Annotated in this window: 9 protein-coding genes; 7 read left to right on the top strand and 2 right to left on the bottom strand. The window is 74.6% G+C overall.

The genetic code is table 11. The annotated features are described in order from the left end of the window. Positions 1–152: 152 nt before the first annotated feature. The 7 genes from hppD to ACIBNE_RS19525 all read left to right on the top strand — a co-directional run bounded on the left by hppD (position 153) and on the right by ACIBNE_RS19525 (position 12,086). Entirely contained in the window at positions 153–1,184 is a 1,032-nt protein-coding gene (gene hppD, locus ACIBNE_RS19495) for a 4-hydroxyphenylpyruvate dioxygenase (RefSeq protein WP_399273116.1), read from the top strand. After that, positions 1,181–3,637 carry an aminotransferase class I/II-fold pyridoxal phosphate-dependent enzyme gene (locus ACIBNE_RS19500; protein ID WP_399273117.1) on the top strand — a complete coding sequence of 819 codons (2,457 nt, stop codon included), beginning with the start codon at positions 1,181–1,183 and terminating at the stop codon, positions 3,635–3,637. Before hppD ends, ACIBNE_RS19500 begins: the two co-directional genes overlap by 4 nt. Then, entirely contained in the window at positions 3,634–4,743 is a 1,110-nt protein-coding gene (locus ACIBNE_RS19505) for a prephenate dehydrogenase (RefSeq protein ID WP_399273119.1), read from the top strand. The genes ACIBNE_RS19500 and ACIBNE_RS19505 overlap by 4 nt, the downstream gene beginning before the upstream one ends. Positions 4,744–4,825: 82 nt before the next feature. Continuing rightward, positions 4,826–8,794 carry a PA14 domain-containing protein gene (locus ACIBNE_RS19510; protein WP_399273120.1) on the top strand — a complete coding sequence of 1,323 codons (3,969 nt, stop codon included), beginning with the start codon at positions 4,826–4,828 and terminating at the stop codon, positions 8,792–8,794. A gap of 67 nt (positions 8,795–8,861) precedes the next feature. Then, positions 8,862–10,079 (top strand): sensor histidine kinase, encoded by a 1,218-nt coding sequence (locus tag ACIBNE_RS19515; protein WP_399273121.1) that lies wholly within the window; start codon positions 8,862–8,864, stop codon positions 10,077–10,079. 199 nt (positions 10,080–10,278) lie between these two features. After that, a complete protein-coding gene (locus ACIBNE_RS19520) occupies positions 10,279–11,217 on the top strand; it encodes an ATP-binding cassette domain-containing protein (RefSeq protein WP_399273123.1) in 939 nt (312 codons plus the stop codon). A 14-nt stretch (positions 11,218–11,231) separates the two neighbouring features. After that, complete coding sequence (locus tag ACIBNE_RS19525) at positions 11,232–12,086, top strand: ABC transporter permease (RefSeq protein WP_399273125.1); 855 nt, start codon at positions 11,232–11,234, stop codon at positions 12,084–12,086. A gap of 247 nt (positions 12,087–12,333) precedes the next feature. Here ACIBNE_RS19525 and ACIBNE_RS19530 read toward each other — a convergent pair whose 3' ends face one another. Together ACIBNE_RS19530 and ACIBNE_RS19535 are read right to left on the bottom strand one after the other, a co-directional pair. Further along, complete coding sequence (locus tag ACIBNE_RS19530) at positions 12,334–13,443, bottom strand: NYN domain-containing protein (RefSeq protein ID WP_399273126.1); 1,110 nt, start codon at positions 13,441–13,443, stop codon at positions 12,334–12,336. A gap of 200 nt (positions 13,444–13,643) precedes the next feature. Further along, positions 13,644–14,714: a hypothetical protein gene (locus ACIBNE_RS19535; RefSeq protein ID WP_399273128.1), complete on the bottom strand. Its 1,071-nt coding sequence runs from the start codon at positions 14,712–14,714 to the stop codon at positions 13,644–13,646. Positions 14,715–14,924 lie beyond the last annotated feature (210 nt).

A 14,924-nucleotide genomic window follows, 5' to 3' on the forward strand; every position in this document is an offset into this window, starting at 1 on the left:
ACCTGCCATCAAAAATGGCCGTCGGCGACTTAAACGGAACTCCCCCGACCCAATTTTCAGGAAGCTGCCCACTTGCCTCCAGCGAACCCTTGCGCTCCATATCTGACGAGTTCAATTGAAAACATCCAGCCAATTACCGGATGGGGTACACCATGACCGCGCACGACGTCGAGTACATCGAGATCTACACCAGCGACCAGCAGCGGACGGCCGACTACTTCGTCTCGGCCTTCGGCTTCCTGGAGAAGGCCCGCTCGGGCACCGCCGGGCTGGACTCGGTGCTCCTCCAGCAGGGCAGCAACCGGCTCGTGGTCAGCTCGGGGCCCGCCGCCGCCGACTTCCTCGCGGCCCACGGCGACGGCATCGTCGACATCGCCTTCGCCTGCGAGGACCCGCTCGCCGCCCGTGACGGCGCCCTCGCCGCCGGGGCCCGCGACCTGACGGCCGACACCGCGGCCGAGCCCGTCGTCTCCGGGTTCGGCCCGGTGCGCCACACCCTCGTCCGGCGCTCCGCGGGCGCCCCCGCCGCGCTCCCCGCAGGACGGCACTGGATCGCCCCGGCCCGGTCAGCCGCCCCGGCGGGCGAGGTGCCCGAGCTGCGCGCGCTCGACCACATGGCCGTCTGCCTGGAGGCGGGCACCCTGCGCGACACCGTCCGGTACTACATCGACGGGTTCGGCTTCGAGGAGTACTCCAGCGAGTACGTCAGCGTCGGCGAGCAGGCCATGGACTCCATCGTGGTGCGCAGCCCGTCCGCCGGGATCACCTTCACGATGATCGAGCCCGACGCCTCCAAGAAGCCGGGCCAGATAGACGAGTTCCTCGGCCGCAACGGCGGCCCCGGCGTCCAGCACCTGGCGTTCCTCGTCGACGAGATCGTCCCCGCCGTCCTGGAGTTCGAGGCGCGCGGCGTGGAGTTCCTCCAGACTCCCGGCACCTACTACGACGTGCTCGCCGAGCGGATCACCGACCTCGACGAGGGCATCGCCGAGCTCCGCAAGACCAACGTGCTCGCCGACCGCGACGAGTGGGGCTACCTGCTCCAGCTCTTCACCCGCTCGCCCTTCGCGCAGCGCACGCTCTTCTTCGAGCTCATCCAGCGGCACGGCGCGCAGGGCTTCGGCAGCTCCAACATCCGGGCCCTGTACGAGGCCGTCGAGCGGGCCAGGGCGGCGACCTCGTGACCCGTGAGCCGACGCCGTCCGGCCCCCGCGCGCCGCTCTCCCTCGCGGAGTACGCCGCCCGCGCACGGGCCACCACCGAGGGCCCCGTCTGGGACTTCGTCGAGGGCGGCGCGGGCGACGAGCGCACGCTCGCGGCCAACGTGCGGGCCTTCGACGAGGTGCGGCTGCGCACCCGCGTGCTGACCGGCGCGGGCGAGCCCGACCTCGCCGCCACCGTCCTCGGCAGGCGCTGGGCCGCGCCCCTCGGGGTGGCGCCCATGGCATACCACACGCTGATGCACCCGGAGGGCGAGGTCGCCACCGCGCGCGCGGCGGACGGCGCCGGACTCCCCTTCGTCGTCAGCACGTTCGCGAGCCGCACCTTCGAGGACGTCGCGGCGGCGACGTCCGCGCCGCTCTGGCTCCAGGTCTACTGCTTCCGGGACCGCGCCGTGACCCGGGCGCTGGTCGAGCGGGCCGAACGGGCCGGGTTCGAGGCCCTGGTGCTGACCGTGGACACCCCCCGGCTCGGCCGCAGGCTGCGGGACGTCCGCAACGACTTCCGGCTGCCCGACGGAGTGGTTCCGGCCAACCTCCCCCAGGAGGACGCCGATTACTCCTCCCCGTCCGAGCACGGCCGCACCGGACTCGACCCCGCGCTCGACTGGTCGGTCGTCGACTGGCTGCGGTCCGTCAGCTCCCTGCCCGTCCTGGTCAAGGGGATCCTGACGGCCGACGACGCCCGCCGCGCCCTGGCGGCGGGCGTGGACGGCATCGTGGTCTCCAACCACGGCGGCCGCCAGCTCGACGGCGCCCCCGCCACCCTGGACGTCCTCGCCGACGTCGCCGCCGAAGTGGCCGGCGGCTGCGCGCTGCTCCTGGACGGCGGGGTGCGGCGCGGCCGGGACGTGCTGGCCGCGCTGGCGCTCGGCGCCGACGCCGTCCTGCTGGGCCGCCCGGTGCTGCACGGCCTGGCCGTGTCCGGCGCGCGCGGCGTGTCCGGCGTGCTGGACACCGTCGTCGAGGAGCTGGCGGAGGCCATGGCCCTGACGGGCACGCCGGACCTCGCGTCGGCGGCCGACGCCCTGCTGTCGCCGCGCCCGCCGGCCCGCGGACCCGCTCCGGCGGCCGCGCGGCCGACCACCGCCGCCGGGGCCGTTTCCGGGGCCGGGCTGCGCAAGGAGGAGCTGCACGCCAGCGTCAGCGACCCGGTGCTGGACACCATGAACTTCCTCAACGAGATCACGGGACGCTTCCCCGACGCGGTCTCCTTCGCCCCCGGCCGCCCGTACGAGGACTTCTTCGAGACCGAAGAGATCTTCGACCACGTCCGCCGCTACCTGGACCACCTCTCCGCGCGCGGCGCGTCCGCCGACACGATCCGCACGCTCATGTACCAGTACGGCCCGACCGCGGGCATCATCCGCGACCTCATCGCCGACTCGCTCAGGGCCGACGAGGGCATCGAGGCGGAGCCGGAGTCGATCGTCGTCACGGTCGGCGCGCAGGAGGCCATGCTGCTCACGCTGCGCGCCCTGTTCGCGGGCCCGTCCGACGTGCTGCTGGTGGCCAGCCCCTGCTACGTCGGCATCACCGGCGCCGCCCGGCTGCTCGACATCCCGGTCGGCCCGGTCGACGAGGGCGCGGACGGCGTCGACGGCGCCGCGCTGGAGGCCGCCGTCCTCGCCGAGAAGGCGCGCGGGCGCAGGCCCAGGGCCTTCTACCTGGTGCCCGACCACTCGAACCCGACGGGCAGCACCGTCTCCCTGCGGGCCCGCGAGGAGCTGCTCGACGTGGCGGCGCGGCACGACCTGCTCGTGCTGGAGGACAGCCCCTACCGGCTCGTCAGCCCCGGCACGCAGCAGCCCACCCTCAAGTCGCTGGACCGCGACCGCCGGGTGGTGCACATCGGCTCGTACTCCAAGAGCGTCTTCCCCGGGGCCAGGATCGGGTTCGTCGTCGCCGACCAGCGGGTCACCGACGCGTCGGGGGCGACGACCCTGCTCGCCGACGAACTCGCCAAGATCAAGAGCATGGTGACGGTGAACACCCCGCCGCTCGGCCAGGCCGCCGTCGCGGGCGCCCTGCTGGCGTACGAGGGACGGCTCACCGACCTCAACTCGGTGCCCGCCAAGCACTACGGGGAGGCCCTGCGCGTCACCCTGGAGCAGTTGGAGCGGCACTTCCCCGAGGAGGAGCGCCGCGCGCTCGGCCTGAGCTGGAACTCGCCCAGCGGCGGCTTCTTCCTCACCGTTCGCGTCCCGTTCGCCGCGGACAACGAGGCGCTGCTGCGCTCGGCGCGGGAGTACGGCGTCGTCTGGACGCCGATGGCGTACTTCTACCCGCAGGAGGGCGGCGAGCGGGAGCTGCGGCTCTCGGTCAGCTATCTGGACCTGCCCGAGATCGAGCGGGGCATCGGCCGGCTGGCCGCGTTCCTCAGGGCCGAGGCGCTGCGCTCCGGAGGCAGGCCGTGAGGTCCGCCGTGGTGGTGGGGACGGGACTGATCGGGACCTCCGTCGCGCTGGCGCTCAGCCGACGGGGGGTACGGGTCCACCTCGACGACGCCGACACGACGGCCGCGCGGGCCGCCGAGGCCGTGGGGGCGGGCACGCTGGACGCCCCCGAGGGCAAGGTCGACCTCGCCGTGCTCGCGGTGCCCCCCGCGCACATCGGCGCGGTGCTCGCGCGCGCCCAGGCCAACCGGCTGGCCCACGCCTACACCGACGTCGCCAGCGTCAAGGAGCGGCCGCACGACGAGATCCGCGCCGTGGGCGGCGACCCGTCCAGCTACATCGGCGGGCACCCGCTCGCGGGCGGGGAGCGCTCGGGGCCGCTGGCCGCCCGCGCCGACCTGTTCGAGGGCCGCCTGTGGGTGCTGACGCCGTCGGCGCGGACCGACCGCGAGGTGCTCAACAGGGGCCTGGAACTCGTGTCGTTGTGCGGCGCCGTGCCGGTCCTGATGGACACCGACGCGCACGACCGGGCCGTGGCCCTGACCTCGCACGCCCCGCACCTGATCTCCTCGCTGATGGCGGCGCGGCTGGCGGACGCGGAGAGCGAGCTGGTCCGGGTGTCGGGCCAGGGGCTGCGGGACATCACCCGCATCGCGGCGGGCGAGCCCGCGCTCTGGAGCGACATCCTGGAGGCCAACGCGGAGGCCGTGGCCGACGTCCTGGACGCGTACGCCGCGGACCTGAACCGGGTGACGGCGGCGCTGCGCGCCCTGGACAGCAGCAGGCCCGCCGAGCGCGCGCGGGCCGCGGCCGATCTGGACGACGTGCTCAGGCGCGGCAACCAGGGGCACGCCAGGGTGCCCCACAAGCAGGGCACGCGGCCTGCCGAGTACCTGCCGGTGCCGGTGGTGATCCCGGACCAGCCGGGGGCGCTGGCCCGGCTGTTCTCGGCGGTCAGCGCGGCCGGGGTGAACATCGAGGACGTGCGCATCGAGCACTCCCACGACGAGCCCCGCGGCCTGGTCGAACTGCTCGTGGAGCGGTCCGCCGTGGCACAGGCGCTGCGCGTCGTCGACGCGAACGGCTGGTCCCTGCGGGAGGAGGAACCGCTGCCCGCGAACCCCTAGAGGAACCGCTTCCCGTACAGAGCAGGACCGTTGGGCGCCGTGCCGGACCGAGCACGCCGCTCAGGAGGAGTGTTGAGTGAGCATGGCTCGTACCTTAGGCATCCGAGCAGCGACGGGGGTCACCTCGATGGCCGTGGCCGTCACGCTGCTCGGCGCGGAACCAATTGCGGCCGCCCCGCACGGGGCGGCCGTCCATGCTGTCCGGACGCTGTCCAGCCCCCCGGGGCAGCCGTTCGCACCCGTGCGCCAGGGGGACCGGGGGGACCTGGGCGCGGCGCGGTCGTCCGGCGCGGGACCGGCCGACGGCGCCGTGCTGGCCGACGACCGGCCGGTGCTCGCGGCGCGGCGGGCGGCGGGGGCCGCGGCCTACGAATTCGTGGTCGGTACGGGGGACTCCCCCGCGACCGGCCGGACGGCGTCCTCCGGCTGGACCTCCCGCCCCGCGTGGCGGGCGCCCGCCGGGACGCTGCGCACCAAAGAGCGGTACACCTGGACGTACCGCACCCGTGACGGATCGGGCCGCGCGGGCACGTACGCCCCGGCCAGGTCCTTCACGGTCGACCTGCGGCTGGGCGCGCAGCCGGGCGGACCCGTGCCCCTCGACTCCCTGGGCCCCGTGTCGGTGGACCTCGCCACCGGCAACGTGTCGGCCTCGGTGAGCACCCCGCAGACCAACACCTCGGCGGGCCCCGTCGGCGCGACCTTCCGCTACGACTCGCGCGCGGTCGGCGCCACCGGGCTCTCGGCCGCCTACTTCGCGGGGGACTCGGCCACCGGCATCGGCGGGACCGAGCGCCCCGCGGCCGAGCGCACCGACCCGCAGCTGAGCTTCGCCTGGGGCGCCGCCGCCCCCTACCCGGGCGCCGAGCCCGGCGCCGCCTTCCGCGCCCGCTGGTCGGGCCGGCTCCAGGTGCCCGACACGGGCCGCTACCGGCTGGGCGCGACGTACGACGAGGGGCTGCGGATCTGGCTCGACGGCGCGCTCGTGCTGGACCGCTGGCAGCGCCCGGCCCGCGGCGCGGCGCGTCCCGCGCTCGCGCCGGAGACCGTGCTGGAGGCGGGCCGTTCGTACGCGCTGCGGGTCGAGTACCGCAGGAGCGCGCCCGGCGGGGGCGCCGTGCTCTGGGCGCGGCGCGCGGGCGACGCGGGCGGGCCCGTGCCGCCCTCCTGGCTGACGCCGTCCGGCGCCGTGCTGCCGCCGGGCTGGAGCGTGACCCCGGGCGCGTCGGCGCCCGAAGCGGACGCGGGCACGGACGCGGGCACGGGCACGGCGCCCGTGGCCGGTGCCGTTCCCGCACCCGCGCCGCTCGCCCTTCCCCGTACCGCCGGAACCCGTACTGCTGGGACCCGTACTGCTGGGACCCGTACCGCCGGGGCCGCCGCTCCCGGTGGCGGCGCCGCGCAGCTCAAGGCGCTCGCCGACGACGGCCTGCGGTTCTTCCACGCGGGCAGCCCGCGGTGCGCCGACGCGACGGCCCCCGCCGGGTACGTCTGCGCGGTGTCGGTGCCCGGCGCAGGCCTCACGCGGCTGGTGTACGCGAACGGAAAGCTGGCCCGCGTCGTCAACCCCGGTGACGAGACGACCGACTTCGGCTTCACGGCCGACCACCGGCTGACCGGGGTCCGCACGCCCCTGGTCGTGGACTGGATCGCGGTGGACCCCGAGCGCCGCGACACCGAGGTCGTCCGGTACCGGATCGACTACGCGGGCGCGTCGGCGCGCGCCGCCTCGGTGACCGGCCCCGAGCCCGGCGGGCACGCCGCCGTGCCCACGCTGCGCGCCCGGCACGACTACGCCTACGCACCGGGCCGCACCGAGGTCACGGTGGCCGGGGTGAGCACCCCGCGGGGCTGGGCGCGCCGCACGACGCAGGACGCGGCCGGCACGCTGCTCACCGACACGGACGGCACCGGGCGCACGGTGCGCACCACCTGGACGGCCACGGGCGCGCCCGCTTCGGTGACCGACGCGGGCGGCCGCACGTCGACCACGGTGTACGACCCGGCGACGGGGATGCCGAGCGGGTCCTACGGCCCGGGGCCGCGCCGGTGCTTCGGCTCCGACCTGCGCCCGCTCGACCCGGCGCCCGCCGGGTGCGGCAGGGTCCCGGCCCGCACCACGGCCTACGCGCCGGACGGCATCACCACGGTCCGCGCGGACTCCGACGGGGTCCCGGCGCGGAAGTCCCTGGTCCGGCTGGACGGACTGGGCCTGCCGGTCGCCGACGTGGTCGACCCGGACGGGCTGGACCTGCGCACCACGTCGACGTACGACTCCGCGAACCGGCTGACCGGCAAGGTCCTGCCCAACGGGGCCGAGCAGAAGCTGAGTTACTTCGGCGACGACGAGAGCGCCGACAACCCCTGCACCGAGGAGCACGACCCGGCGCCCCAGCGCGGCCTCTGGAAGACGGTGACGCTGCCGACCCCGGCGCACGGCCCCGGCCGGGTGAACAAGAACGTCTACAACGCGCGCGGGGTGCCCGTCGCCCAGAACACCGGGGCGGACGGCTGGATCTGCCTGACGTACGACGCGCGCGGCAGGACCACCCAGATGCGGATGCCGAAGACGCCCGCGCTGCCCGCCCGCACGGTCGACTACGACTACGCGTTCGGCGGCGACCCGCTCACGCTGCGCGGCTCCGAGCCCACCGACCGGGTCACCAGGACCGTCGACCTGCTGGGCCGCCAGGTCCGGTTCACCGACGCCCACGGCACGGTCACGCGGACGGCGTACGACCGCGCGGGCCGGGCCGTCGAGGAACGGGTGACCCCGCCGGACGCGGCGGACCGCACGCAGGTGAAGCGCACCGGGTACGACGCGGCGGGCCGGGTCGCCGAGGTGTCGCTGGACGGCAGGACCCTGGCGGTGGCCGGGTACGACGCGGCGGGCGGCCTGGCGACGGTGCGCTACGGCAACGGCACCGGACTGACGGTGTCCCGGGACCCGGCGGGCCGGATCACGGCCAAGAAGTGGCGCATGTCCGACGGCCGCGAGGTGGCGAGCGAGGTGGTCAGGTCGCGGTCGGGCACGGTCGTCGACGAGGTCACCGCGGGCGAGGACCCGGGCGAGGGCCGCCCCAACTACCGCTACGACGGGGCGGGACGGCTGGTCGAGGCCGCGGTCACGGGCCACGTGTACGGCTACGACTTCACCTCGCGGTCGCCCGCCGACTGCCCCGCGGGCACGCTGCCCGGCGCCGGGTCCAACGGCAACCGGGTGCGCCTGCTCGACCGGACGGCGTCCGGCACGGAGGTGACCGGCTACTGCTACGACGCGGACGACCGGATCCTGGCGGCCACCGGCTCCCGGCCGCTCTCCGGGTTCGCGTACGCGCCGAGCGGCAACCTGTCCGAGTACGTCGAGGGCGCGGCGGGGACCGAGGGCGCGGTGAAGGTCACCCGGCGCTACGACTTCACCGAGCGGTACCTGGGCGGCAGCGAGCGCGGCACCGAGGTCACGTACCTCCAGGGCCTCGGCGACAGCCTGATCCGCCGGGACGTCACCGAGGGGACGCGGCACGAGACCCTGCTCTACGGCCAGAGCGCGCTCAGCGACCTGGACCACGACCTGGTGCTGCGCGCCGACAAGCGGCTGCTGACCCACACGGTCGAACTGCCGGGCGGCGTCGTGCACATCGCCGACGGCACGGTGCACCGGGGCCGCGCGGCGTGGAACTACCCCACCGTGCGCGGCGACCTGTTCCTCGTCGCGGACCGCGACGGCAGGCAGTCGGGCGACGTGTACCGCTACACCCCGTACGGCGAACCCCTGGCGGCCGACGGGACCGTGGACACCGACCTGGTGCCGGACAACCAGCCGGGCGACCTCGACTACGGCTGGCTGGGCCAGTACCGGCGCGGCTACGAGCACGCCGGGAGCTTCGCGGCCGTGGTGCTGGAACTGCGGACCCTGAACACCCGCTTCGACCGATTCGAAGTCGGCTTCTGGCAGGGGCAGTTCCTCAACTCGTACGAGTACGCCTACGGCGACCCGGTGAATCACGTGAGTCTGAACGGGATTTTCCTGAAACCGGCGGACGGGGAATGAGCCGAATCGGCGGCGAACTCCCGGACACCACTGAATTCCACCGGGCCCCGCGCTTAGACTGGGCCCGATGATCAAGGACAAGTGGCGTCGCCGCCAGGGTCCCGCGCTGCGCGTGCTGTGCGGGATCCTGGCGGTCTGCGCGATCGCGGCGGGACTGCTCACGGGGCCTTCGACGGGATGGCAGTCGGCCCTGCCCATGATGGCGTCGGCCGTGGCCGCGCTGGCGCTCACCGGCTGGCGGGAGCGGCTGGGGCTGGTGCCCGTGGCCGCCGGTGCCGCCGCCGTCTCGGCCGCCGCGACCCTGCTCGGGCGCACCTCGGACGAGTCGCAGTCGGCGGGCGTGCTCACCCTGGTCGAGATCGCCGCGCTGCTGCTGCTGGTCCACATCACCGCCAGGTTCGCCCCGCCGCGCCAGGCGCTCGCGCTCGGCACGGTGCTGGGGCTGCTGGCGTCGACGGCGATGCTGCGCGTCCTGCTGCCGCCGACGCTCCTGGAGGCGGCGGCGCAGAGCGCGTTCTTCGCGCTGGGTGCGGTCGCGGCGGCCGGGGTGGGCAGTTACCTGCGCGTCCTGGAGGCGCGCAGGCTCCGCTCGGTGCACGAGGCGCGCCGCAACCAGCGCCTCCAACTGGCGCGCGACCTGCACGACTTCGTGGCGCACGACGTCTCGGGCATCGTGGTGCTCGCACAGGCGGCGCAGGTGGTGGTCGCCGCGCAGCCGCAGCAGGTGCTGCCGCTGCTCCAGCAGATCGAGGCGGCCGGCCTCCAGGCACTGGGCTCCATGGACCGTACGGTGCGGATGCTCGACGGCACCGGCGAGCCGTCGGGCTCCGGCGGCGGCCCCGACGGGGTGCAGACCCATCAGCTGAGCGACATCGTCGACGTCGTCGACCGCTTCCGGGGCACCGGCAGGGCCGAGGTGGTCCTGGACGTCGACCTGACGCCCGAACACGTGGCCCGGGTGCCGCGCGAGGTGGCCGCCACCGCCTGCCGGACGGTCGTGGAGGCCCTCACCAACATCAGGCGGCACGCGTCCACCACCCCGCTGGTGACGGTGACGGTCGTACCGGCGCCGGACGACGCCCCCTCCCCCGCCCTGACCGTCCGGGTGGCCAACAGCGCGCCCTCGCTCAGCGAGCAGGGGGCGCTCGGCGACCGGGGCCGACGCGGCGGCACGGGGCTGATCGGGCTGACCGAGCGCGTCGAGGCGCTCGGCGGGACGCTGGAGGCGGGACCTGACGGGGCGGACGGCTGGCGGATCACCGCCGTGCTGCCGCTGGCCGGCTGAGCGCCGCCGAAAGCCGTTCGTAGCACCCGCGAATAACGCCTCGCAATCCCACTTCGACGATTCTTATGCTCCCCCCTCGATGGCGGAAATCACCGCTACCGTAGCCCCATAGGCGACGGCCCGAGTTATCCATTTCGGTCATTCCTGAAAGGCGCTCGACGACCGGTGGCGGGCTCCCGGAATCGAGCGAAGGAAAGCAATGGGAAGCACGATGATCGAGGTCTCCGAGATAACGAAGACGTTCGGGACCGCGAAGGCGCTGGACGGCGTCAGCCTCAGCGTCCCGCAGGGCACGGTCCTCGGACTGCTCGGCCACAACGGGGCGGGCAAGACGACCCTCGTGAACATCCTGAGCACGCTCTCGCGCCCGACGGCGGGCCGGGCCAGCGTCGCCGGACTGGACGTCGCCAAGGACTCCGACGAGATCCGCCGCCGCATCGGCCTGACCGGCCAGTACGCGGCCGTCGACGAGACCCTCTCCGGGCGCGCCAACCTGATCCTGATCGCGCGGCTGCTCGGGGCGACCCGGGCCCAGGCCGCGGACAGGGCCGACGAGTTGCTGGAGCTCTTCAACCTCACGGAGGCGGCGCCGCGCAAGGCGAAGGAGTACTCGGGCGGCATGCGCCGCCGCCTCGACCTCGCCGCCAGCCTGGTCGGGGACCCCGACGTGATCTTCCTGGACGAGCCGACCACCGGCCTCGACCCCTCGGCCCGCCGCGCGCTGTGGGACATCGTCGAGCGCCTGGTCGAGAACGGCACCACCGTCCTGCTGACCACCCAGTACTTGGACGAGGCCGACCACTTGGCCGACTCCATCACCGTGCTCGCCGGCGGCCGGGTCATCGCGTCCGGCACGGCGGACGAGCTGAAGGCGAAGGTCGGGCGGCGGACCGTGTCCGTCACCGTGCGCGACGCGGCCGACCGGACCCCGGCCGTGGAGTCGCTGCGGCGGGCCGGGCTCGTGCCCGCGCACGAGGAGGAGGGGCTGGTCCTGACGATGCCCGTCATGGACTCCACCGACCTGGCCAAGGTCGTCCGGGCCACGGACGAGGCCGGGGTGGACGTCGCCGGGCTCGCGTTCTCCGAACCCTCCCTGGACGACGTGTACATGGCCCTGAACCACTCCACCGGACGCTAGGCAGGGAATCCCCGATGACCCTCACCACCACCCACCGGCCGGCCGACGAACGTCCGGCCGCCGCCCCGACCGCGCCCCGTCCCGCCGCCCGGTACGGGGGCACGGGCGTGCTGAAGCAGATCCAGGTCCTGTCCGGCCGGTCGCTGCGCTCCCTGCGGGAGCCCTCGCTGGTCCTGCCGGGCGTGCTGGAGCCCATCCTGATGCTGCTGGTCTTCAGCCAGGTCTTCAAGAGCATCTCGCAGACCAGCTCGTTCCCCGCGGGCGTCAGCTACATCGACTACCTGCTGCCCGCCTTCCTGGTCACCGGGTCGATCTCGGCGGGGCTCAAGTCGGGCGTCGCGCTGACCACGGAGCTCAACAACGGGATCATCGCCCGCTTCCACTCCATGCCGATCCACACGGGCTCGATCCTGGTGGGCCGCAGCATCGCCGACACCGTGCTGAACACGGTGAACATGCTGGTGATGCTGGTCGCCGGGGCCCTGGTCTTCGGGTTCAGCCCCGACGGCGGGGTGCTGGGCTCGCTGGGGGCGCTGCTGGTCGCGATGGTCCTCGGCTGGTCCCTGGGCTGGGTGTTCATGGCCCTGTCCGCCTGGCTGCGCCGCCCCGAGGCGCTCCAGCCCATCGGCGGCATCTTCAACATGGTGCTGCTGTTCGCCTCGAACGCCTTCGTGCCCACGGACGGGCTGCCCACCTGGCTCAGGGCCTTCGCCGAGGTCAACCCGATGTCGCACGCGATCACCGCGACCCGCGAACTGGCCCTGGGCGACGCGCACCTCACCACGGTGCTGGCGCCGCTGGGGATCTGCGTGGTGCTGGTGGCCGTGATGGCGCCGCTCGCGATCCACAGCTTCCGCCGGGCCAAGTAGCCGCACGGCGCGGAAGGACCGCGCGGCCGCGGGCCGTGGGGGGGGGGGGGGGGGGCGGGCGGCGGGGGGGGCGCGGGCCCGCCCCCCCCCCCCCCGGGCCCCGCGGGGGGGGGGGGCCCCCCCCCCCCCCCCCCGGGGCCCCGGGGGCCCCCGGGGGGGGGGGGGGGGGGGGGGGGGGGGGGGGGGCGCCCCGCGCCCCCCCCCCCCCGCGGGCCCCCCCCCCCCCACGGCGCCGGGACGCCGGAGCTCAGCCCCGGCCGCACTCCCCGCAGCTCCCGCGGCGGCGGACGTAGTAGAGCAGCGTCGCCGCGCCGAGCGCGACGCCCCACACGACCCAGAAGATCGCGGGCCCCATCGTCCCCCAGGAGTCCGCCTCCACGCCCCTGACGGCCATCAGCCCGGCGGGGATCAGCACCACCGCGACGACCGAAGCGGGGACGATCGCGGTCGCCGGGTGGACGGGGCGGCCCTTCTTGAACCACACCCAGCGCGGCCACACCTCGCCCCAGCGGCAGACCAGGCCGTGCATCAGCAGGCTGCCCAGGGTCGAGGCGACGCCCAGCGCGAGGCCCATCTCCAGCATGTGCGGGGTGTCCTGCATGTCCTTGAGGAACGCGTCCGAGATGCCCAGCGGCCAGCCGAAGTACCAGGCGATCCTGGTGATGTCGTACGGCAGCGTGGAGAGCACCGCCGTGTACACCGCGACGCGCCCCCAGCGCAGCGCCCGGTCGGGCCTGGTCCACGCGGCGGCGCCGTGCGGGCCGCGCCCGCAGCGCACGCACAGTCCGGCGGAGCGCCGCTGGTGGGCGAGGGTGGCCGCGGCCCACAGCAGGCCGCCGACGAAGACGAAGATGATGTTGATCCGGTGCCAGTACAGGATGTCGCCCAGCTCCTGGGGGCCCGGCACTCCCGTGAAGGCGAAGACCAGCAGGACCGGCGAGAACACCAGCAGGCCCAGCAGCGAGTAGTCGGGGATCAGGAACATCAGCACGCAGGCCGCGGTCCAGCCGAAGGCCACGACGCGCCCGCGTCCGCCGCCCGTCCCCCGCCCGCGGAGCATCGTGACGCCGACGACGACGGCCGCGGCGCAGAACAGCGCCAGCACCGGGGCGACCACGTCGGCCCTGCTGGGCTCCAGGAGCGAGCCCGACGACCGGTCCTCGTGCACCCGCTGGAAGGGGTACCCCTCGCCGCCGAGCGCCCAGTAGAGCATGGCCGCGCCGTAGAGCGCCGACCACACCACCGCCAGGGGCGCCGACCAGTCGGGCCACCTGGACCACCAGCGCCCGTGCCGTACGACGTCCGCGGCGGCTTCGGCCGTGTCCCGCGGCTTCCTGTCCGTGGCCGGGTTCGCCATGTCGTTCTCCTTCTTCGACCGTTGGCAAGGATTCCGTTGTAGGAAGGTGGCCGGCGCGTTTTCCAGCCCGTATCGAATACTTGCGACCGCGCCCGCGCGTTTCGGCCCGCGTGACGCGTTCGTGCGCGAGGGCGCAGCAGAAAGGGCCGGCCCCGGATCGTTCGCACGTTTCCGGACCGGCCCCCCGCGGGTTCCTCGCGTCACCCGCGGCCGCACTGGCCGCACGTCCCCCTCCGCCGGAAGTAGTAGGCCAGGGCCGCGGCGGCCAGGGCGACGCCCCACACCGGCCAGATGGTCTCGGGGACCGTGGCGCCCCAGTCCTCCTTGGGGTTGTCGAAGCCGCCCGTGAGGTGAAGCCGGATGTACATGATTCCGGCGATGGTCACCATGAGCGCGACCAGCGAGGCCGGGACGATGGCCAGCGCCGGGGGCACCCGCTTGCCGCGCAGCCCCACCATCCAGCGGGGGAAGACCTCGCCCCAGCGCTGGACGAGGCCCAGGGTCAGCAGCGAGCCGAGGGCGCCCATGGTGGCGAGGGCGGCGCCGGCGATCCACAGGTGGTCCTCCTTGCCCTCCTCCCACAGCTCGTCCGAGATGCCGAGCGGGAAGCCCAGCGCCCAGGCCCAGCGCGTGGTGGCGTAGACGAGCGGGACGGCGACCGCGATGTGGACGGCCTTCCTGCCCCAGCGGGCGGCCGACTCGGGCGAGGTCCACTCGGCGCCGCGCTCGCCGCGGCCGCAGTTGCCGCAGGCGCCGGTCGTCCGGCGCTGGTGGGCGAGGGCGGCGACCACCAGCAGCGACACCGAGGCGACCGCGAACAGCTGGTTGATCACGGTCCAGTTGATGGCGCTGAACTTCAGCATGAAGACGTAGGCGAGGTTGCCGAGGATCCGGAAGTCGGCGAGGGTGCCCAGCACGGCGACGACCGCGAACGCCGCCGTCCCGTACAGCGCCTTGGCGGGGACCCGGTGGCGGCCGGGCAGCGCGAGCAGCAGCGCGGCGGCCGAGCCGAGCAGGAACCCGGCGGCCAGCCAGGGCGCCAGCCGCGCGCGGCCCACGTGCTCGAAGGCCGAGTACTCGGGGTTGGCGTCGTCGGCACCGAAGGGGAACCCGCCGCCGCCCAGGGCCCAGTACGTGTGGGCGAGCCCGTAGAGGAACAGCGCGAGGAACGCCGCGTAGCCGATCCACTCCGGCCAGCGCGCCAGCAGGCGTGCCTTTCCCGATGACCGCACCGATCGCGGGGCGATCGCACTGTCGGTTGCCTGTGCCATGGTCCTGCCTCCTTCGTTCTCCACGTTCAGGATCGCTTCCGCGGCCTTCGCGCACATCTGCCGATCGGCAGATCCGCGGGGCCCGGTCCGGCTCCGGCCGGAAGGGGCCCGGCCGGGGTCGTCCGGGCCCGTACGCCAGGACGGCCCGGCGCCGTCCCGCTGTCCGTGAGGAGAGCGGGACGGCGCCGGGCCCCGGCGGGGTGCTCCGGC

It is taken from the genome of Streptomyces sp. NPDC050504 (genome assembly GCF_044458065.1).
Taxonomy (GTDB): domain Bacteria; phylum Actinomycetota; class Actinomycetes; order Streptomycetales; family Streptomycetaceae; genus Streptomyces.